Annotated in this window: 20 protein-coding genes; 6 read left to right on the forward strand and 14 right to left on the reverse strand. The window is 52.4% G+C overall.

All coding sequences use genetic code 11. The annotated features are described in order from the left end of the window. Positions 1-36 precede the first annotated feature (36 nt). Both IPM28_05335 and IPM28_05340 read left to right on the forward strand, forming a co-directional pair. A complete protein-coding gene (locus IPM28_05335; protein MBK9172411.1) occupies positions 37-1,302 on the forward strand; it encodes an ABC transporter permease in 1,266 nt (421 codons plus the stop codon). 26 nt (positions 1,303-1,328) lie between these two features. After that, positions 1,329-2,798 carry an alpha/beta hydrolase gene (locus IPM28_05340; GenBank protein MBK9172412.1) on the forward strand — a complete coding sequence of 490 codons (1,470 nt, stop codon included), beginning with the start codon at positions 1,329-1,331 and terminating at the stop codon, positions 2,796-2,798. Between the two features lie 54 nt (positions 2,799-2,852). On the opposite strand, the gene IPM28_05345 is transcribed toward IPM28_05340, so the two are convergent. From IPM28_05345 to IPM28_05360, 4 genes are all read right to left on the reverse strand, one after another. Then, entirely contained in the window at positions 2,853-3,350 is a 498-nt protein-coding gene (locus IPM28_05345) for a hypothetical protein (GenBank protein MBK9172413.1), read from the reverse strand. Positions 3,351-3,442: 92 nt separating this feature from the next. Further along, positions 3,443-4,249: an AraC family transcriptional regulator gene (locus IPM28_05350; GenBank protein MBK9172414.1), complete on the reverse strand. Its 807-nt coding sequence runs from the start codon at positions 4,247-4,249 to the stop codon at positions 3,443-3,445. A 3-nt stretch (positions 4,250-4,252) separates the two neighbouring features. Continuing rightward, positions 4,253-5,644: an MBL fold metallo-hydrolase gene (locus IPM28_05355; GenBank protein ID MBK9172415.1), complete on the reverse strand. Its 1,392-nt coding sequence runs from the start codon at positions 5,642-5,644 to the stop codon at positions 4,253-4,255. An 80-nt stretch (positions 5,645-5,724) separates the two neighbouring features. Then, positions 5,725-7,017, reverse strand: a complete 1,293-nt coding sequence (locus IPM28_05360) for a GGDEF domain-containing protein (protein ID MBK9172416.1) — start codon at positions 7,015-7,017, stop codon at positions 5,725-5,727. A gap of 339 nt (positions 7,018-7,356) precedes the next feature. On the opposite strand from IPM28_05360, the gene IPM28_05365 reads away from it, so the two are divergent. Further along, entirely contained in the window at positions 7,357-7,671 is a 315-nt protein-coding gene (locus tag IPM28_05365) for a hypothetical protein (protein ID MBK9172417.1), read from the forward strand. Between the two features lie 373 nt (positions 7,672-8,044). Beyond that, a complete protein-coding gene (locus IPM28_05370) occupies positions 8,045-8,341 on the forward strand; it encodes a hypothetical protein (GenBank protein ID MBK9172418.1) in 297 nt (98 codons plus the stop codon). Between the two features lie 68 nt (positions 8,342-8,409). On the opposite strand, the gene IPM28_05375 is transcribed toward IPM28_05370, so the two are convergent. Next, a complete protein-coding gene (locus tag IPM28_05375) occupies positions 8,410-10,413 on the reverse strand; it encodes a thioredoxin domain-containing protein (GenBank protein ID MBK9172419.1) in 2,004 nt (667 codons plus the stop codon). On the opposite strand from IPM28_05375, the gene IPM28_05380 reads away from it, so the two are divergent. Then, positions 10,404-10,706, forward strand: a complete 303-nt coding sequence (locus IPM28_05380) for a hypothetical protein (GenBank protein ID MBK9172420.1) — start codon at positions 10,404-10,406, stop codon at positions 10,704-10,706. The two genes, IPM28_05375 and IPM28_05380, sit on opposite strands and share 10 nt — an antisense overlap. Here the strand turns inward: IPM28_05380 and IPM28_05385 are convergent. Next, positions 10,699-10,944, reverse strand: a complete 246-nt coding sequence (locus tag IPM28_05385; protein MBK9172421.1) for a hypothetical protein — start codon at positions 10,942-10,944, stop codon at positions 10,699-10,701. The two genes, IPM28_05380 and IPM28_05385, sit on opposite strands and share 8 nt — an antisense overlap. Before the next feature lie 80 nt (positions 10,945-11,024). On the opposite strand from IPM28_05385, the gene IPM28_05390 reads away from it, so the two are divergent. Continuing rightward, positions 11,025-12,383 carry an acetyl ornithine aminotransferase family protein gene (locus IPM28_05390; protein ID MBK9172422.1) on the forward strand — a complete coding sequence of 453 codons (1,359 nt, stop codon included), beginning with the start codon at positions 11,025-11,027 and terminating at the stop codon, positions 12,381-12,383. 459 nt (positions 12,384-12,842) lie between these two features. On the opposite strand, the gene IPM28_05395 is transcribed toward IPM28_05390, so the two are convergent. From IPM28_05395 to IPM28_05430, 8 genes are all read right to left on the reverse strand, one after another. Beyond that, a complete protein-coding gene (locus IPM28_05395) occupies positions 12,843-13,811 on the reverse strand; it encodes an electron transfer flavoprotein subunit alpha/FixB family protein (GenBank protein ID MBK9172423.1) in 969 nt (322 codons plus the stop codon). Next, positions 13,808-14,584 carry an electron transfer flavoprotein subunit beta/FixA family protein gene (locus IPM28_05400; GenBank protein MBK9172424.1) on the reverse strand — a complete coding sequence of 259 codons (777 nt, stop codon included), beginning with the start codon at positions 14,582-14,584 and terminating at the stop codon, positions 13,808-13,810. The genes IPM28_05395 and IPM28_05400 overlap by 4 nt, the downstream gene beginning before the upstream one ends. A gap of 81 nt (positions 14,585-14,665) precedes the next feature. Then, complete coding sequence (gene fabF / locus IPM28_05405) at positions 14,666-15,910, reverse strand: beta-ketoacyl-ACP synthase II (GenBank protein ID MBK9172425.1); 1,245 nt, start codon at positions 15,908-15,910, stop codon at positions 14,666-14,668. 79 nt (positions 15,911-15,989) lie between these two features. Further along, positions 15,990-16,226: an acyl carrier protein gene (locus IPM28_05410; GenBank protein MBK9172426.1), complete on the reverse strand. Its 237-nt coding sequence runs from the start codon at positions 16,224-16,226 to the stop codon at positions 15,990-15,992. An 11-nt stretch (positions 16,227-16,237) separates the two neighbouring features. After that, positions 16,238-17,167 carry an ACP S-malonyltransferase gene (gene fabD, locus IPM28_05415; GenBank protein ID MBK9172427.1) on the reverse strand — a complete coding sequence of 310 codons (930 nt, stop codon included), beginning with the start codon at positions 17,165-17,167 and terminating at the stop codon, positions 16,238-16,240. Between the two features lie 81 nt (positions 17,168-17,248). After that, positions 17,249-18,235, reverse strand: a complete 987-nt coding sequence (locus IPM28_05420; protein ID MBK9172428.1) for a ketoacyl-ACP synthase III — start codon at positions 18,233-18,235, stop codon at positions 17,249-17,251. A 40-nt stretch (positions 18,236-18,275) separates the two neighbouring features. Continuing rightward, positions 18,276-18,461, reverse strand: a complete 186-nt coding sequence (gene rpmF / locus IPM28_05425; protein MBK9172429.1) for a 50S ribosomal protein L32 — start codon at positions 18,459-18,461, stop codon at positions 18,276-18,278. Positions 18,462-18,519: 58 nt separating this feature from the next. Continuing rightward, entirely contained in the window at positions 18,520-19,029 is a 510-nt protein-coding gene (locus tag IPM28_05430) for a DUF177 domain-containing protein (protein MBK9172430.1), read from the reverse strand. Between the last annotated feature and the right edge of the window lie 28 nt (positions 19,030-19,057).

Below are 19,057 nucleotides of genomic sequence, written 5' to 3' on the forward strand. Positions count from 1 at the left end.
AGCGAGGTCAGATGCTCGTGATCAATACTTAAATCCATGAGAGTTTCAGCATCATTACCGATCGAAGTTCTGAAAATGGCGTACGACAGCGTCATCTCGCATAAGTTCCGTTCGTTTTTGACCATACTCGGTATCGTCGTCGGCATTCTGACGGCAGTCGTGGTCGCGTCGATACTGACCGGAATGCGCCAAAGCATCGTCGCGATGTTCGAAGAATATGGTACGAACAATGTCTATTTGTTCCATCTGTCGACCGGATTCGGCCCGAGCAATCGCGACGAAAGGAACCGAAAACCCCTGACAATGGACGACGCAAATGCCATTCTCGCGCAGTCGTCGGCGATCGAAGATATCTCGACCGTTGCAGTCAATATCGGCTCGTGGGGAACCGGTTTCGACGATAATATGATCTATAAGGACAAGAATTATCGGTGGGCACTGACCGATGGCGTGACGCCGAATTATGCTTCGGTCACGAATATGACGATTCGCGAAGGGCGGTGGCTAACCGACATGGACAATTACGAGCGGCGTAATGTTCTTGTCATAGGCGTCAGCGCAGTAGAGGCCCTGTTTGACGGTAAGTCTGACGAGGCGATCGGAAAGGTCATTCGTATGAACGGTTCGACATGGGAGATCGTCGGTGTGATCGAGAAACGTAAATCGGGCTTTTTTGGCGAGAACGAAGAGGATCGCAAGATCTTTATGCCGTTCCGTACGGCTCGCAAGGTTGCGCCGACGCGCGACGCAGTTCTGCATATTGCACAGGCAAAAAATGGACAGCTGAATGACGCAGTTCTTGAGATCGAGGGAATCTTGAGGCAACGGCGCGAGGTGAAATATGGCGATCCGAATAATTTCGATATCAAGACCGCCGATGATTTCATGAAACAGTTTGACGGCATGATAGCCGGCATCGGGATAGCTGCGATCGCGATTTCGAGCCTTGGACTCTTGGTAGGCGGGATCGGCGTAATGAACATCATGTTGGTTTCTGTCACCGAGAGAACCAAGGAGATCGGTATACGCAAAGCTATCGGAGCCACAAGGTCGGCGATCGTCCTGCAGTTTCTGGCAGAAGCGATGGCCCTTACATTTCTTGGAGGCGTGATAGGGGTCGCGCTTTCGCTGGCGATCAGCAATCTGATATTGCTGCTGCTGCCTTCTATTCCGGCACAAGTCGAATGGTGGATGATAATCGCGTCGCTTACTGTTTCGGTGCTGATCGGCTTGGGGTTTGGAGTCCTCCCCGCCCGAAAAGCGGCGAAACTAGATCCGATAGAGTGTCTGCGTTACGAATAGGCGGGTTTTGCGATCGGAATATCAAAATGAAACTCGATCTTAGCTTTGTACTCCTGTTGATCGTCGTCTCGATCGCACATGGTCAAAATGGCCCCGCCATCAAACTTGAACCTTGCGAGGTCCCAGGAACCTCACCGAATGTGAAGGAAAAAGCAAAATGCGGTTCACTTGAGGTCTTTGAAGACCGTGCGAAGAGGTCGGGCCGAAAAATAAAACTGAAGATCGTTGTATTCCCAGCGACGAGCAAAAACAAGGAACCGGATCCGTTATTTTACATTCCTGGCGGCCCTGGTTCTTCCGCGACTGAGGATGCACCGTTCGTGGCACAGGATTTTGCACGCGTACGCGAACGTCGCGACCTCGTTTTTGTCGATCAACGCGGAACCGGCGGATCGAATCCGCTTAACTGTACATTTTACGATCCGGACGATGCACAGAGTTTTCTTGGTCATTGGAACCCGCCTGAGCAGGTACGGGAGTGCCTTCGGCAGCTGCAACCTAAAGCCGATCTTCGTCTGTATGTTACATCGATAGCAATGGACGACCTCGACGACGTACGAGCGGCCCTTGGTTACAAGAAAATAAACATCTCGGGCGGCTCGTATGGAACCCGGGCGACACTGAATTACGTAAAACGACACGGAAAGAACGTCCGGAGTATCATCCTGCAAGGGGTCGCGCCATCGAACCAATTTATGCCACGCGATTTTCCGGAGCACACCCAGCGGGCACTTGAGGGCGTGATCGCCGAGTGTCTTGCGGAAACTGATTGTAGAGCGGTGTTTCCCAACGCCAGATCCGATGCGCAAACGGTGCTCGACAGATTGAAAAAAGGCCCGATCGAGGTTGAGGTCAAGTACAACGAACGGCTGGCCAGGGTACGACTTTCGCGCGACCTGGCGGGAGAAGCAGTTCGCTACATGCTTTATCAGGGTGGATCGGCCAGTCGTGTGCCTCTGGTCCTGAATCTCGCTGCAAACGGCAATTTCGTTCCGCTCGCGGAAGCGGCATTGCTTTACCGACGTGCAATTGTCTCATCCGGATCGAACGGACTGTACCTTTCAGTTACTTGCGCCGAGGATCTGCCTTGGGCAGACAATGTCACCAGGGTGCAAGCTGACGACGCAACGTTTTTGGGCGATTATCGCCTTCGGCAGCAAAAAGAGGCATGTTCGTTTTGGCCGCGAGGTGAGCTTACCGCCGATTACGCAGAACCGACACGCTCAAACGTGCCAGCGCTGATATTCACCGGGCAGTGGGATCCGGTCACGCCTCCGGTCTACGGTGAAACTGCGGCAAAATACCTGCCCAACGGACTCCACATAACTGTACCAAGTGCCGGTCACGGATTTGGCGGGCTTGACGGAATCGGATGCCTTTCAGATCTCTCAACAAGCTTTATCGAAGCCGGCTCGGTCAAGAACCTGGACACGACGTGTGTTTCGTCCATCAAGCGTAAGGGCTTCGTCCTTTCGCTGCCGAAACCGGCCAAATAGATTTCAAGCTGAGCTTACTCGATCAAACGTTGGTGTCGAAACCGGAAAGACCGGTTACCCGCAGGCCGCTCGCTTCATCGGGATGTCCATTCCGCTTACTTTGCCATTACGATTTCCCTCGATCCTGGCAAATAGTTCTTCCGACGAACCCTTCCGATAAATGATGCGTTGTGGAAAGTCATGTTCCGGATTCTCGAAAATCGCTTCTGTTGCGGACCATTTCACCAAACGGAACGCCGTCTCTTCCTTGCTCGACGATGGTTTTGCGATGTAATCGATGCCGGCATCACCTGCGACAACACGCAAGGCCTCCCAAGAGACGGTTTTGCCGCCGACAACGGTGCGGCCCATGCCGATCAAGGTACCTCCGGCGGGTTTCATCCAATGTTCGGCTATCGTCATATTTCGTTGAGGGACACTCAGTTCCCAACAGCCGGCCATCCATTGCAGGTCATCGATCTTCGGTTTGGCGTCTTGTGAAAGCGCAGTCGCCGTAAGCAAAGCCGTGATCACTACCGTCAAAAAGCCTTTCAAAGGCAGATCGATCTTCATTTTCCGAGTCTCCAGTTCGTTGCAGATTTCAATAAGTATCGAATCTAGTCTAATCCGGAATCCTTGCTCGGTATTGTAAAAATCCGACAAGCTCATTCTCCTACAACAAAAAGCTCCGAGATACGGTGAGATGCATCAAGAAATGCCTTTGGGCTGGTGTGTGCAAACGACGCAAAATCGCGGTTCATATGCGGCTGATCGTAGTATCCGCAATCGATCGCTGCAGCCGCCAGGTCGACCGAGGTATCCGATTCCAGCAGTCTGAGCAATCGCTGAAATCTATTGATGCGGCTGAACGTCTTTGGCGACAACCCGACGCGCTCCTTGAACGTCCGTTCGAGCCGACGCTCACTCCAGCCAAGTCGATTGGCAACTTGGGCGATTGGCGGGTCATCCTCGCTGATCACATCGAGAGCATACCCCAACTCCGGACTACGACTAAAGACCCGATCGCCATAACAGTCAAGCAGGTCTTCGAACGCATTAATTTTGACTTGAAAAGACGTTGCCTCCGCCAATCGATCCAGCATTGAATCGATACTGCGGCCAAAGATGTTAATAGCGTTCTCGATGCGATCCGTGAGTTCGCTCATGGGTGAGCCGAGAAATCCGAACGCACCGGCCGGGAGAAACCGGACACCGAATAGATGAACCTTTCCAGTCGGTTGGATACTTATGCCTTTTCGCATCTGGCCTGCAACTAGGACGCGCGGTTGGATCTCGACACCGCCGTCAAAATGTAGGCGTTCGAATCGGTCGGCCAGGTTGAATACGATCTCAGTACATCCGTCCGGTAGAACGGGCTGCGGTACGTGCGCGATATCATCTGATTCGATCGACCAATAGCACTTGACGACAGCAGCGAACCGGGGGGACGGCAATGATTCAGAATACTTCATCGTTCACAATTCGATCGATTGGCCATATTCCGGCACAACGACGCTCCAGCCAAATCGATCGCGAATGTGTCCGGCCATCGCTTCGGCCGCATCCGGCTCGCCATGGGTAGTAAAGACCATTCTCGGCGAGCCGGGCATACCTTCAAGCCATCTGATGACCGCCTTCCAATCGGCATGGGCGGAAAATCCCTCGACCTTCTCAATACGGCACCGCACCGGCACCCAATTCTTCATTATCTTTACCTCTCGTTCGCCATCCAGTATTCGGCGCCCGGTCGTACCCGCGGCCTGATACCCGACGAAGATCACGGTCGCATTCTCATCCGGGAGCATCCGCATCGCGTGATGCAATACTCGCCCGCCCGTCATCATACCCGACGCAGAAACAATGATCCTGCTTCCTTTCAATGTGTTCAAGCGCTTGGATTCATCTCGCGTCGATGTAGTTTGCATCGATGCCGTTCTTAACGGGTGACGCTTCTGCATCAATATCGAAGCGTATTCCTCGTCATGCTCTTCGGTCCACCGGTTATAAACTTGCGTGGCTTGCGCGGCCATCGGTGAATCAACGATCACCGGCAGCACGGGAATTCGTCCGGCATCCTCGAGTTCGCGAATCAGGTACAAGACCTCCTGAGTACGGCCGACGGCAAACGCTGGTATCAATATCGGGCCGTCTCGATCGGCAGCCTCGTTTATGATCCGTGCCATCTGAACATCGGACGAAACATCACCGTGCAGTCGGTTGCCGTAGGTCGATTCGACCATAAGGTAATCGCATTCCGGCGGATGTGCAGGATCTTTCACTATCGGCTGATCATAATGCCCGAGATCGCCTGAAAATAAAAAGCGGATCGGCCCTTCCGTCGATGCCATTTCGATCAATACAAGGCTCGCACCAATTATGTGGCCTGCAACGAGGAAGCTCGCGGTAATGCCTTCGCAGACCTCAACCGGCCGCCCATCATTCGGTACAGCCTTGATGAGCTTGATCGCAGACTTCGCATCGTTCTCGTCGTAGAGCGGCAATGCAGGCGAATGCGAAGTTAGAGCGTGCCGGTTTCGATAATCCGCTTCTTCTTCCTGAAGACGTCCCGAATCGGGAAGTAGTATCTTCAGCAGATCGGAACTGCCGTTCGACGTGAAGACCGGCCCCTCATAGCCGAGCTTCACAACTCGGGGTAAATAGCCGGTGTGGTCGATGTGTGCATGTGTGATGATGATCGCGTCGATTCCCCTTGGGTCGAACGGTGGATCTTGCCAGTTGCGTTCGCGCAGTTCCTTGAGTCCCTGAAACAGACCGCAATCAACAAGCACGCGTCTGCCATTATGCTCGAGGAGGTATTTCGATCCAGTAACCGTTCCGACACCGCCATAGAAACTGATCTTCGTCATATCGTTCGAATTTACCACAAAAGCAAAAAAGTCAGGCTTTGCCTGACCTCGGTAAAATTAACTACCTGTTGAACTTTCCATCAATTCACATACTCTTTCTTGAACCAAAGTACATTGTTCGGATCTTCGGATTTCGATTGTTGCTTTCGTAAACGAGCACTCTGTAATAGCTGCTCAGCCGATTCACCGTCTTTCCAGAATGTCGCCCAACCGAAATTGAGCCAGAGTTTGACCTCTTCGTGATCAGAAAGCTGAAATGAGGTGTCTGCAAATTCAGCTTTGATCCGTTCGATCACTTCTGCAGCTGTTTTTTCGGTAGCGGTGGGAAGCACCACCGCGAACTCATCATTCACCGACCGCGCAAGAAAATCCATCTTTCGCAAGCTGGATCGAATGGTAGCCCCTGCGAATCGTAGCAACCGATCTCCGGTCGAATGTCCGTATTGTTGGTTGGTCTCGTCGAAGCCTTTGATATCAACCGACAACACCGAAAGCGGCCGTTCGTCCCGAAATCGCTGCGATTCCGCCAGTTGATTTTCCAGCACCATATACAGCGCCCGCTCATTCGGCAATTCGGTCAAGGGGTCGGTGAGCGCATTTGAGACGGTGCGTTCGAAGGCGCGCGAGCTCAGGAATAGCGGAGAAATTCGGTCGCCTATCGTTTCGAGCAGCGCCCGTTCTTCGTCATTATTACTTGGCTGATCCGCAAGGTACATCTGAAAAACACCAAACACTGATCCTTCGTGGGTCAGCGGGATCGCGACTGCCGAACGAAAACCGACAAGGTCGGCTGTATCACGAAGCGCGGTTTCGATCTCCAGTTGCGGATCTATCTCGACCTCCCCGGAAAGAAACGCCATTCCGGCGAGACCGGCGTTCTTTTCGCCGGTAAACTTCTCGATAGTCTCGGGACTTTGTCCATAGGCATGCGAGACATGCAAAACGAGTGATTCGGTGTCGGGAACAAACAACGCGGACGCAGCAAACGGATAGATGTCGTTCACGCGGCTGGAAACCAGCCTGAACATATCTGCCGGCCGTAGAGATGATCCGAAAAACTGGCTTGCATCTTCTAAAGCCAGCATCGGGTCGTCACCCTCTTTCGCCTTCGGTACATCAGCAAAATCGTGGTCGTCCGTGGTTTGTAGGCGATCGTTTCCGCGGGCGCGTTGAAATAAGTATGCGCAGATCATCAGGTAGCTCACGATCATCGCGATCAACCCAACGGTTTTTTGGTAGACCGTCAGCCCTGAAACGGCCACGACAAAAGTGATCATTGGAGCGATCAGCCCAAACACGAAAAGGACCTTGTGGACCGGGTCAGGTTGACGGTTTTGTCCGCGGCTTGGGCTGCGACCTTCTTCGAAGTGCATATGCGGCTTTGTGCAGATTGGCCAGAAAGCGGTGAGGAACGGGCAAAAAGATGCCCAAACTGAAGATAACTTTTTGAGCTGTTGTAAGTCAATAATTTTAATTATTCCTCAGTGTTTACGGTAGTTCTGTGGCATTCTCCGATCTCGGGCGAAAACCATCGAAAAAAAACTTTCAAAATCGTTGATTTTTCTGAATTTTTGGGTTGACTAACCAAGTTTGGCTATCTATATTGACGTTTGCTCCAATGTTCACAAGGACGGAGCAAAACTGCCAAGGCAGTTCAATATTTAGTTAGATACAGATCTATTCTTTGAAGAAGACAGGAGTTACTTTAAGTTATGAAAAAAGTTATAGCACTTTCATCCGTTCTCGCATTAGGTGCATTGGGAATGGCTTGCGGTGAAACGCCGACGGCGAACAACACCGCAGCAAACAAAACAAACGCAGCAAACACGGCTGCCAATGCTGCTAACACAGCAGCTAATGCTGCTAACACCGCGGCAAACACGATGCAGACCGCGGCTAACACTGTTGCGAACGCTGCGAACACTGCTGCAAATGCAGCTAACACCGCAGCGAACGCTGCTAAGACCGCAGCAAATACCGCCGCTAACACGGCAGCAAAAGCTGTGAATGCTCCGGCAAACAAATAATCGGTCTCGCACTGATTTCAAAGCACCGCCTATTTGCGGTGCTTTTTTTTTTCGTTTGATTATCGGGTTAGTTGTCGCCTGGCAACTTTCCCAATTTCGGAAACTCCAACACGCCTTTACACCATTGTCGGAGATACGGTTTGACGCGATCGACAATCAGGCATTAAAACTCGTTTTTGTCATTCCAAAGGTCGGAACTTCGCTGGTGCATTTGCCAAGATTTTTGGTGTTTTGGGGTTGACTAAAGCGATTTTGCTTACTATATTGTGCAATGTTCCAAAATTAGTTTGGTTGGGACACGGGCTAAGAAAGATGAGCCCGCGGTAAAAATAGGTTAAATTTAATCTTTGAAGAAGACAGGAGAATCATTTAAATGAAAAAAGTTATCGCACTTTCGTCACTTTTGGCTTTGGGTGCACTTGGTATGGCCTGCGGAGACGCAGGTACGGCAAACAACACAGCAGCAAATGCTAACAAGGCAGCTGCGAACGCAATGAACGCAGCCGCTAACGCAATGAATGCTGCTTCGAATGCGGTCCAAATGGCTGCAAACACCGCGGCTAATGCAGCAAACACGGCTGCTAACGCTGCCAACACTGCGGCAAACACCGCTGCTAACGCAGCTAACAAGGCTGCGAACACTGCTGCCAACACCGCTGCGAACAAGTAAGTTCGTTGCTGTTGAAACAGTCCGAAAGGGAGGCATCCGCTGATGCCTCCCTTTTTTGCATTGCGCTCTTAGATCATTTTAGCCAATTCCTCTGGTCGATTGACCGGACGCTGGCATACAAACCCTTCGCAGACATATGCCGTGGCCTTACCATCGATCAGAGTCCGGTCTTTCAGAAGCGGCACATTTGAGCCGGTGCCGTCCCCGATGGCAACGATCTTGAATGGACGATATTCCGACCATAGTTCGCGTTGAAGATCGTTGTCCGCATCGCCGACGATCGCGACCTCCTTAACTTCTCCGAAATAGAATTCGGCCGTCGCCAGTAATCGTCCGAAGCCTTGTGGGTGTTGCTTTGCCTGAACCGAAGCGAGCCGCAAGACCGTCAACGCGAAACGTACGTACCGCTCGTCGCCCAGGAGCTTGGCAAGTTTGAGCAAAACGTCCGCCGCAACCGAATTTCCAGACGGCGTGGCGTTGTCGTAAAAGTCCTTATTGCGGACGATCAGTTCCTCGTGGTCGTTCGACGTAAAAAAGAACCCGCCGCCGTCTTCGTCCCAAAATTCCGTGATCATCGCATCTGCCAACCGGATCGCTTCATTCAAGTATCGTTCGTCACCCGAAACTTGAAAGAGCTCGATCAATCCGTCAGCCAGATTCGCGTGATCTTCGATGTATCCGTTAAGCTTGGCCCGACCGTCTTTCCAGGTTCTAAGTAGTCTGCCGTCGTCCTTTAGGTTTTCGATCAGAAAGTCGGCATTCCGTTTCGCGATGGTCAGGTATTCATCACTGCCTAAGACCGCCGATGCCTCGGCAAAAGCCGCTAGCATCAAGCCATTCCAGGATGTCAGCACTTTTTCGTCGCGATTCGGTTTAATGCGTTTTTCACGTTCGTTGAAGAGCAACTCTCTACTCGCCGATAGCTCCACAACAGTCGCTTCGTCGTGGTCGCGTACGTTGAGAATATTGCGGCCTTCAAAGTTACCTTCCGATGTCGCGTTATAAAATTCGCAAAACACCTTTGAGGAATCATCACCGAGTACTGCCTGAATCTCTTCCGGCGTCCAAACAAAGAACTTCCCTTCTTCGCCCTCACTGTCGGCGTCTTGCGTCGAATAGAATCCAGCCTCGGGGCCGATCATTTCACGTCGTATGTATTCGAGCGTTTCGACCGCGATCCGCTTAAAGAGATCCTCTTTGGTGATCTGATAAAGATGCAAATAGATCCTGACGAGCTGAGCGTTGTCGTAAAGCATCTTTTCAAAATGGGGAACGAGCCAAACGGCATCAACTGAGTATCGGTGGAACCCGCCGCCAAGCTGATCATAAATCCCGCCACAGGCGATCTTTTCGGCCGTGTGTTTCACCATAGTCAGCGCATTTTCGTTGCCGGTTCTTTCCCAGTAACGAAGCAGGAACTCCATCGACATTGACGCCGGAAATTTCGGTGCGCCTCCCCATCCGCCATCCCTCGGGTCGTAGGTTCTGACAAATCGGCTGAATGCTGTATCTGACAAGCTTGTGTCTATACCGCCGGCGGGCATTTCGGTGACGGTCATTTGCCGCAGCGAACCAAGTATCTCGTAAGCCGATCCCATGAGCTCGTCGCGTCGCTCGCGCCAGGCCTCCGCAATGCTCAACAAGATCTGCCGCCAGCTCACCATTCCATATCGGGGTGATGGCGGAAAATATGTACCTCCGAAGAACGGCAGCTTTTCCGGCGTTATGAATACGTTCATCGGCCATCCGCCACGGCCGGTCGTTATCTGAACGAAATTCATGTATATCTGATCGACGTCGGGACGCTCTTCCATATCGACCTTAATGTTGACGAAATGTTCATTCATTATCGCCGCAACACCTTCGTCTTCGAACGACTCGTGCTCCATGACATGACACCAGTGGCAAGCCGAATAACCGATGCTGACCAAGACAGGCTTGTCTTCGGCCCTGGCTCGTTCGAACGCCTCGTCGCCCCACGGATACCAGTCGACCGGATTGTGCGCGTGCTGGAGGAGATACGGAGATGTTTCGTTGATCAACTTATTCGTGAACTTATCAGATGAACGCATTATCTGATTGTTTCATTTTAGTCCTCGGCCCGCAAAAGCCCGGCCCGCTCTTTCTTGCCGACGAAGGGACAAGAACTCCAGCGTTGTTTAATCGTCATTCACATCCGACCGTCTCGACCCCGAAAGGCGTTGTATTGGCATTTACATCCGCAGCGGCGGGGCCGAGCGACGAAACGTTGGAAACGATCATCGGGGGCTGGCAGCCGCATTTCTTCATCTGGATAAGGCGGACAATGCTCTCGAATGATGAGATAGGCTTTGTGAAATGGCTGACGAGGCGTTGTTTCAGCTAATGGTCGATCCGCGTTTCTCGCCGCTGAGAAATAGAAAAAGGGTCCAGGAGATCTGTAGAAAAGCACATCTCCCATCGTGGGTTTTTGCGCTGATCGCAAGGGTTTTTACGGTCGCCATTTGCTTTTCCTTTTTGTCATACTTGTATATACTTGTTTGACAATGACACCGCGTTGCATTGCAAAACTCCGTCCAGCCTGGCAGCGTGCCGAACTCTTTGGCGGCGACTAATTTCTCCATTTCTCTTGTTATTTATCGGACCGAAGTCCGGTATCACTCGCGGCATATCCCCGCGTTCAAACAGAATCAAGGAGAAGACAATGTTCCCGACAACCGAATTACAGAAACCCGTTATAAAGACCGCGCTTCCGGGCCCAAAGGCTCAGGAGATAATTGATGCCGACTCCCAGTTCGTTACACCAAGCTATCCGCGTCCTGATTACAAACTAGTCGCGGAAAGAGGCTACGGCGTTTGGATCGAGGATCCGGACGGCAACGTGTTTCTCGATTGCAATGCCGGCGTCGCCGTCTGCTCGACAGGCCATTGCCATCCAGAAATCGTCAAGGCGATCAGCAATCAGGCAGCTGAGCTGATCCACCTGTGCGGCACCGATTTTTATTACCGGCACATGCCTGCTTTGGGAAAAAAGCTGGATGAGATCGTCCCGATCGATGGGCCGACCAAATCGCATTTCGCCAACAGCGGCGCCGAAGCCATCGAGACCGCTTTGAAGCTCGCGATGTACCACACCAAGCGGCAAAAGTTCATTTCGTTCTACGGTTCGTTCCATGGCCGCACGCTCGGGGCGCTCTCGCTTACGTCGTCGAAGAAGGCTCAAAGGTTGGGCTTCGCGCGTCAGGCTCTCGACGTTGTACACGTTCCCTACCCGAATTGCTATCAGTGTCCGTTCAATCTTGGTAAATGTAATGACGGAAGCTGTTGCATGGGAACGGTCAGCTGGATCGAGGATCGGCTTTTCAATACGACCACCCCGCCCGAAGAAGTAGCAGGCATCGTACTTGAGGTCGTCCAGGGTGAAGGCGGCTATGTGCCCGCCCCGACCGAGGTGGTCAAAGCCATCCGTCAGATCTGCGACAAACACGGCATCATGCTGATCGTTGACGAGGTCCAATCCGGAATGGGCCGCACCGGAAAGATGTTTGCGCTCGATCATCACGAAGGCGTTAAGGCCGACATCGTCTGCATGGCAAAGGGCATCGGCTCCGGAATGCCGATCGGCGTTTGTACTGCACGCGCCGACGTCATGACCTGGCACAAAGGTGCACACGCTTCGACATTCGGCGGTAACCCGGTCGCGATCGCTTCTGCGTTGAAAACGATCGAACTTCTCGAAGGTGGATTGATCGAGAATTCGGCTGAGGTCGGCAGCTATTTGAAGGCTGGCCTCGAGAAATTAAAAGGGAAATACGATTGCATCGGCGACGTACGCGGAATGGGAATGATGCTCGGCGTTGAGTTTGTTGCGGACAGGATATCGCGAAAACCTGCACCCGAACTTCGTGACCGTATCGAGATGGCCTGCTTCAACAATGGCCTTATAATCCTTGGCTGCGGCACAAGCACGATCAGATGGTCTCCGCCACTTATTTTGACTAAAGAGAACGTTGATGTTGCACTCGGGATCTTTGACAGTGCGATCGAAATGTCTATCGCTTAGTCATCAATCAGAGACGGGGATAGTCCATCAACGACCCATGAATCTTTGACCTAAAGGCAACGGATCGGGTTCAAAATAAATGTCGCGGGCGTGAAAAAAAACCTTGACTTGGTAATCTATTAGATGTATCATTTTTTCAACGTAACGCGTTATGTAGTATGTGAAGCTAGTGTTAGGCTTCGAGCTCGTCAAACGCCTTAAACGAAATCCGGCTCGGAAAGTAGTTTCGGGAACAACGTGGGGCGGGGACACCTTTGAAGGTCATGTCGGCGCAAAGCTCTTGACATAGGACAAGGTACGAAAAAGATAAAAAAGGGCTTCTGTTGTAATGACAGTAGCCCTTTTTTCTTTGGTTCCCGGTACCGGCCACCCCATCAGCGATTTCGATCAACCGGAGAGCTCTCAAAAAAAACCGGGCCGCGAATGACCCGGGGCTTAAGGACGATCAGTTCGATCAGATCAGCTTTTCGCCTTTTTGATCTCGTCGACCAAAACCGGAACGGCTTCGAACAGGTCGCCGACAATGCCGTAATCGGCGATGTCAAAGATCGGTGCTTCCGAGTCTTTGTTGATCGCTACGATCGTCCCGGAGTTTTTCATCCCAACGATATGCTGGATCGCACCGGAAATGCCGAGCGCAATGTAAAGTTTCGGGGCAACGGTCTGCCCAGATGAACCGATCTGGCGGTCGATCGGCAGCCATTCGCTGTCGCAGATCGGACGCGAGGCCGCTAGATCGGCACCCAACGCGTCTGCGAGCTGTTGAGCGATGGCTAGATTCTCCTGCGATTTGATTCCCCGGCCGACCGCAACGATGATCTCACTCTTGGTCAGATCGACCGAAGCTTTCGCTTCCTGAAAGGGCTCTTCGGCGGTCATTCTTACATCGCCGATGTTCACATCGATCGTCTCGACCGATGCACTTCCCTTCGCCGCCGAATCGCCACGGAATGCGCCTGATTGAAAGGTAACAAAATACGGGGATTCGCCTCCGACCGTCAGATCTGCATCAAGCTTTCCAAGAAAGATGCGCCGCGTTAAAACGAGCTTCCCGTTTTCGGCCCTATAGCGGATAACATCACCGACGACCTCGCTCCCAAAACGCGTTGCGACCTTTGGGGCGAAATCGCGCACCTGATAAGTGTGCGACATCACAATATACAGCGGGTTGGTCGCCCTGATCACCTGCTCCCAAGCGTCGGCATAGGCATCCGGCGTATATGTACCGAGTCGGTCGTTCTTTGCGACGATCACCTTTTCGAGATCGTAACCTGCGATCTCTTGCACCAACGGACATTCACCTGTGCACGGAATGACCGCAGATGCCTTCATCCCAAGGTCGTTCCCGATGGCCTGCGCCGCAGCTATCGCTTCAAGTGAGGTCTTGTTCAATATGCAATTCTTATGTTCGATGAAAACGAGTATCATATCGCCCGCACCTCCGATCTGAGCTTTTCGACCAATTCGACCGCTCCTGCCTTCGCGTCTCCGTTACCAAGAATCTGGGTATGCTTGGTCTTCAATGGCATGTAAACCCTCTGTATCGCCTGTCCGCCGGCAAACGTCTCGATCGACGGTGTAACATCCCTGATCTCTTTTTTCTTCGCCGCCATTATCCCCTTGAGCGAAGCGTATCGGATCTGCGATATCCCTGACTGGATGGTGAACAATGCTGGAAGTCTGTAGCTGAACCATTGATACCAACCGCTTTCGAGCTCGCGTTTTATCCGAAGACTCTCGCCAAGGCTGGCGCGGTCGATCTCGATCACGATCGTGCCGTGAGGAATGCCGAGCATTTCGGCAAGGACCACACCGGTCTGGCCGAAGCTTGCATCGTCGGACTGCAGTCCCGCAAATACCAGGTCGGGATTCTCGTCGCCGATCGCTCCGGCTATCGCACCGGCGATCTGGTAGGGCGAAAGTTTATTGGCTTGGTCGACAACGACATGTATCGCGCGATCTGCCCCTCGGGCGAGTGCGTCCTTGATCACGGCTTTCGCCGACTGCGGACCAAGCGTACAGACGATCACCTCGCCATCGCCCTTAGCCTCTTTCAGCCGAAGAGCTTCCTCGAGCGCGTAACCGTCAGACTCGTTCGTCTGTGTTGCCACATCGGTCTCATTGATCCATTTCTCATCAGGCCCGATCCTCAAGACAGCGTCCTTGTTGGCGACCTGTTTCATCAAGACTATGATCTTCATATAACCTCTCGACTGAATGAGCGTTCATTCAGATTCTAGTAGAAAAGCGTTCCGACCTCAAACTGGACGAAACGCTTGAAATTATTCCTCGTATTTCTTAAAGATCAGGCATGCATTAGTTCCGCCGAATCCAAAGCTGTTGGACAATGCAAAGTCAATCTCGGCTTTTCTTGCGACATTTGGAACATAGTCGAGGTCGCATTCCGGATCCGGCGTTTCGTAGTTGATCGTCGGCGGCAGCATCCCTTCTTTTATCGCAAGGACCGAGAATACCGCCTCGATGCCACCAGCTGCTCCGAGCGCATGCCCGGTCATAGATTTTGTCGAGCTTACGGCGAGGCCATTGGTCGCGTGACCTCCAAACACGTTCTTGATCGCAAGCGATTCGAACTTGTCGTTATACGGGGTCGACGTGCCGTGAGCGTTGACGTAGCCGATCTGGTCGGGTGAAATTCCGGCATCTTTGATAGCACGCTGCATCACTCGGATCGCCCCGGAACCAGTTTCATCCGGCATCGTCACGTGAAATGCGTCGCCGCTCATGCCGTAGCCCACTATTTCAGCAATGATCTTCGCACCGCGAGCCTTGGCAAATTCGAGTTCCTCGAGGATCATGATGCCCGATCCTTCGCCGATCACGAAGCCGTCGCGCTCAAGATCGAACGGCCGAGAGGCGCGTTTCGGATCGTCGTTTCGCGTCGAGAGAGCACGCATCGAGGCAAATCCCGCAACTGACATCGGCGTGATCGCGCTTTCGGCTCCGCCGCAGATCATCGCATCCGCATCGCCTCTCTCGATCAGTCGAAAGCTGTCGCCGATCGCATGAGCTCCAGCAGAGCATGCAGTCGCGGTTGCCGAGTTTGGGCCCTTGGCACCATGGCGGATCGAAACGTTTCCGGCTGCGAGATTGACTATCGCTGAGACTATGAAGAAAGGTGAGACTCGGTCAGGGCCCGAGTTGAGAAGCTTCTCGTGTTCGCGCTCGATAGCCCAAAAATCGCCGATACCCGAACTTATGTAGGTACCGACCATTTCGGCGTTCGATTCGTCTATCACGAGCCCGCTATGCTTCATCGCTTCATCCGAAGCGGCAAGAGCGAAATGAGTAAACGCTCCCATTCGCCTTGCTTCCTTCTTATCAAGAAAGCTCAACGGATCGAAGTCCTTTACCTCGCAGGCAAATTTGACTGAAAACTTCTCAGGATCGAACTTTTTGATGTAGTCCGCACCATTTGCGCCGCTCATCAGCGCTTCCCACGTTGTCGGGACGTCGTTGCCGATCGGCGTGATCAACCCGAGTCCTGTAACTACTACGCGACGTTTCATAAGAATGCATTACGAAAAATGGAAAATGGACAATCCGGAGACTTAGGTCTCCCATGTCCATCGTCCTGTATCCGTTGGATTACCCTTTGTGCTGTTCGACGTAAGCGTAAGCGTCCCGAACGCTCTGGATCTTTTCTGCGTCCTCATCCGGGATCTCGATGTCAAACTCTTCTTCAAAACGCATGACGAGTTCGACCAGGTCGAGTGAGTCGGCACCAAGGTCCTCGATGAACCGGGCGTTTTCGGTGACTTCCGCTTCATCAACACCCAATTCGTCAACAATGATCTGTTTGATCTTATCCTGAACTTCTGACATATGTTCTCCTTTTATAGCGTTTCTCTAGTATTTCTTAAACTCTCTGCGTTATCAACATTCAAACAGCGAACGTCCCGGTCGATCTGACGAACTAGGCCCGAAAGGACCTTGCCCGGACCAATCTCCACAAACGTTTCCACGCCCAGGGACCGCAACTTCCGAACCGATTGTAACCATTTCACTGGCGACCAGACCTGTCTCCAGAGATCGTTGTTTACTCCGCCCGGATCTTCATTTAACTCTGCATTGAGGTTCGTTACAATTGGAAATCGAAACTCCCGGTATTCCAAGTTATCAAGATCGACCCCCAACTTCTCTGCCGCAGGCTCCATAAGCGTACAATGGAACGGAGCTGAAACATTGAGTTTAATGGCCCTCTTAGCTCCGCGTTCCTTTAGCAACTCACAAGCTCTGTCAACCGCGTCCGCATCGCCCGCGATAACGATCTGCGAGGGCGAATTGATGTTCGCCGGGCTGCAGACCTGACCGTCTGCCGCCTCGGCACAGGCCGTTTCGACAGTGTCGACATCAGCTCCGAGTATTGCTGCCATCGCCCCGACCCCGACCGGAACTGCCTCTTGCATGTAGGTACCGCGTTTCCTGACCGTCCGAACCGCATCCGCGAAATCTAGGACGCCCGCGGCAACAAGCGCCGAATATTCGCCAAGACTGTGGCCTGCCGCAAAATCAGGATCGTCAAATCCTTCGCCTTTCATCGCACGAAAGGCCGCGACCGAAGTCGTGAGTATTGCCGGCTGCGTGTTTGCCGTCATTGCAAGGTCTTCCTCGCTGCCTGAAAAACACATTTCGGACAGCGGAAAACCCAATGCGTCATCCGCCGCTGCAAACACTTCGCGAGCTGCCGCAAAATTATCAAACAGGTCTTTTCCCATTCCGATGGCCTGCGAGCCCTGGCCTGGAAAAATATATGCGATCCTCATAAATGCAAGCTTGAGCGTGAACTACAGCGAAACAAACTACGTTCGATTCGCCCGCCGCAAGCAAAAAATATAAAAAGAAGACTAGAACCTTATGACGGTACCGCCCCACGTTACGCCGCCGCCGAAAGCGGTCAAGAGCACGAGGCTTCCTTCCTTTATCCTTCCCGATTGGATGCACTCGTCGATCGCGATCGGGATCGAAGCGGAGGACGTATTTCCATGCTCTGCAATATTTGAATAAACCTTTTCCTCGGGAACACCAAGGCGCGATGCAACCGCATCCGTGATCCGCTGGTTTGCCTGATGCGGTATGACAAGGTCGACGTCATCAACCGTGTAACCGGCCTTTTCGAGCATTTCCGCAGAAATATCGGCCATTGATCGAACTGCGACCTTAAAGAGCTCGTTGCCCTTCATTTTGAAAAAATGCATACCATCGTCGATGGTTTTGTGCGAAGTGCCAAGTTTTGTGCCGCCGCCGGGAGCGTAAAGCTGTTCTTCATAGCGGCCGTCCGATCGGATCTTGGTCGCCAGAATGCCTTTCCCCTTCGGCACAGGGCCAACAACTGCCGCCCCGGCGCCATCGCCGAAGATCACACAAGTCGATCGATCGGTATAGTCAACGTACTTTGTCAGAACCTCGGCACCGATCACAAGGGCGTATTTTATCTGACCGGTCCTGATCATCGATTCGACCATCGTCAAACCATAAAGAAACCCCGAACAGGCAGCAAACACATCCATCCCGGCAGCATTGGTCGCACCGATCTGAGCCTGGATCAGTGCCCCCGTTGAGGGCATTATTTGATCCGGCGTTGTCGTCGCACAGACAATAATGTCAATATCGGTGGGCTTCAAGCCGGCTCGATCAAGGGCCTGTTTGGCCGCCGCCGTCCCGAATTGCGACGTGTATTCGTTGTCAGCCGCCTTGTGCCGCTGTTTGATACCGGTTCGCGATGTGATCCACTCATCAGATGTCTCGACGATCTTTTCCAAGTCAGCATTTGTCAAAATGCCTTCCGGATAAGCGTGCCCCATCCCGAGAATGCCCGCGTTGTGCTCTGTCATTGATTAGAATTAGAACTCAAAAGTCCCGAAAACTCAAAATCTAGTCTGATTCCTTCACATCAATGATCTGCCGGCCTTTGTACATTCCGGTTTTGGGGTCGATACGGTGCGGAGCCTTGGATTCACCCGAATCTTTGTCAAGGTAAAACTGCGGGGTTTTCAGCGCGTCATGGGCCCGTCGCTGACGGGTCCGCGATTTTGAGTGTCGTCGTTTTGGATTTGGCATAATTTAACCTCTGACCATTTGTCTTACCGATAAGGATCGAGCCTTCGATAGCTGACGGTCATTTTAGACTTTGGAGAACGGCCCACCGAGGATCCATTTCCACATCATTACATTCACAGTCTGACACATTCAGGTCAACGCCGCATTTCTGGCACAGACCCTTGCAATCAGGCTTACATAAAAACTGCGTCGGCAGATTCAGGATAAGCTGCTCGCGAACCGCGTCGCATAGGTTTAGCTGACCGCCCTCGACCACATCCAGGTCGAGATCTTCGCGGGACAATTCACGCTCTCGTTCGGCAGCAAATTCGTCGGGACGGACATATGCTGCTTCGAAATCGAAATCGAATTCGGCCGATCTCCAAGCCAGGCATCTGACGCATGCAAGCTCAAATGCCCCTTTGACCGACGCCCTCAAGATAAGTCGGCCCGAAGCGTTTTCGATCGTTCCGCTGAATCTGGTGTCCGAAACTGCCTTGGCATTCTCGATGCCCAGATCTACCTCAGACGAACCAAAAGCATACTCGACCCTTCGAATCCCATCGAGACTGTCAAGTTCCAATATCATTGCCGGACAGCTAACTTTCGCAATTCGA

The organism is Chloracidobacterium sp., assembly GCA_016716305.1.
Classification (GTDB): domain Bacteria; phylum Acidobacteriota; class Blastocatellia; order Pyrinomonadales; family Pyrinomonadaceae; genus OLB17.

Excerpts from the sequence above, each read along its gene's own strand:
- IPM28_05335 (MBK9172411.1), top strand. The coding sequence starts at position 37 with ATGAGAGTTTCAGCATCATTACCGATCGAAGTTCTGAAAATGGCGTAC.
- IPM28_05340 (MBK9172412.1), top strand. The coding sequence starts at position 1,329 with ATGAAACTCGATCTTAGCTTTGTACTCCTGTTGATCGTCGTCTCGATC.
- IPM28_05345 (MBK9172413.1), bottom strand. The coding sequence starts at position 3,350 with ATGAAGATCGATCTGCCTTTGAAAGGCTTTTTGACGGTAGTGATCACG.
- IPM28_05350 (MBK9172414.1), bottom strand. The coding sequence starts at position 4,249 with ATGAAGTATTCTGAATCATTGCCGTCCCCCCGGTTCGCTGCTGTCGTC.
- IPM28_05355 (MBK9172415.1), bottom strand. The coding sequence starts at position 5,644 with ATGACGAAGATCAGTTTCTATGGCGGTGTCGGAACGGTTACTGGATCG.
- IPM28_05360 (MBK9172416.1), bottom strand. The coding sequence starts at position 7,017 with ATGCACTTCGAAGAAGGTCGCAGCCCAAGCCGCGGACAAAACCGTCAA.
- IPM28_05365 (MBK9172417.1), top strand. The coding sequence starts at position 7,357 with ATGAAAAAAGTTATAGCACTTTCATCCGTTCTCGCATTAGGTGCATTG.
- IPM28_05370 (MBK9172418.1), top strand. The coding sequence starts at position 8,045 with ATGAAAAAAGTTATCGCACTTTCGTCACTTTTGGCTTTGGGTGCACTT.
- IPM28_05380 (MBK9172420.1), top strand. The coding sequence starts at position 10,404 with ATGAACGCATTATCTGATTGTTTCATTTTAGTCCTCGGCCCGCAAAAG.
- IPM28_05375 (MBK9172419.1), bottom strand. The coding sequence starts at position 10,413 with ATGCGTTCATCTGATAAGTTCACGAATAAGTTGATCAACGAAACATCT.
- IPM28_05385 (MBK9172421.1), bottom strand. The coding sequence starts at position 10,944 with ATGGAGAAATTAGTCGCCGCCAAAGAGTTCGGCACGCTGCCAGGCTGG.
- IPM28_05390 (MBK9172422.1), top strand. The coding sequence starts at position 11,025 with ATGTTCCCGACAACCGAATTACAGAAACCCGTTATAAAGACCGCGCTT.
- IPM28_05395 (MBK9172423.1), bottom strand. The coding sequence starts at position 13,811 with ATGATACTCGTTTTCATCGAACATAAGAATTGCATATTGAACAAGACC.
- IPM28_05400 (MBK9172424.1), bottom strand. The coding sequence starts at position 14,584 with ATGAAGATCATAGTCTTGATGAAACAGGTCGCCAACAAGGACGCTGTC.
- fabF (MBK9172425.1), bottom strand. The coding sequence starts at position 15,910 with ATGAAACGTCGCGTAGTAGTTACAGGACTCGGGTTGATCACGCCGATC.
- IPM28_05410 (MBK9172426.1), bottom strand. The coding sequence starts at position 16,226 with ATGTCAGAAGTTCAGGATAAGATCAAACAGATCATTGTTGACGAATTG.
- fabD (MBK9172427.1), bottom strand. The coding sequence starts at position 17,167 with ATGAGGATCGCATATATTTTTCCAGGCCAGGGCTCGCAGGCCATCGGA.
- IPM28_05420 (MBK9172428.1), bottom strand. The coding sequence starts at position 18,235 with ATGACAGAGCACAACGCGGGCATTCTCGGGATGGGGCACGCTTATCCG.
- rpmF (MBK9172429.1), bottom strand. The coding sequence starts at position 18,461 with ATGCCAAATCCAAAACGACGACACTCAAAATCGCGGACCCGTCAGCGA.
- IPM28_05430 (MBK9172430.1), bottom strand. The coding sequence starts at position 19,029 with ATGATATTGGAACTTGACAGTCTCGATGGGATTCGAAGGGTCGAGTAT.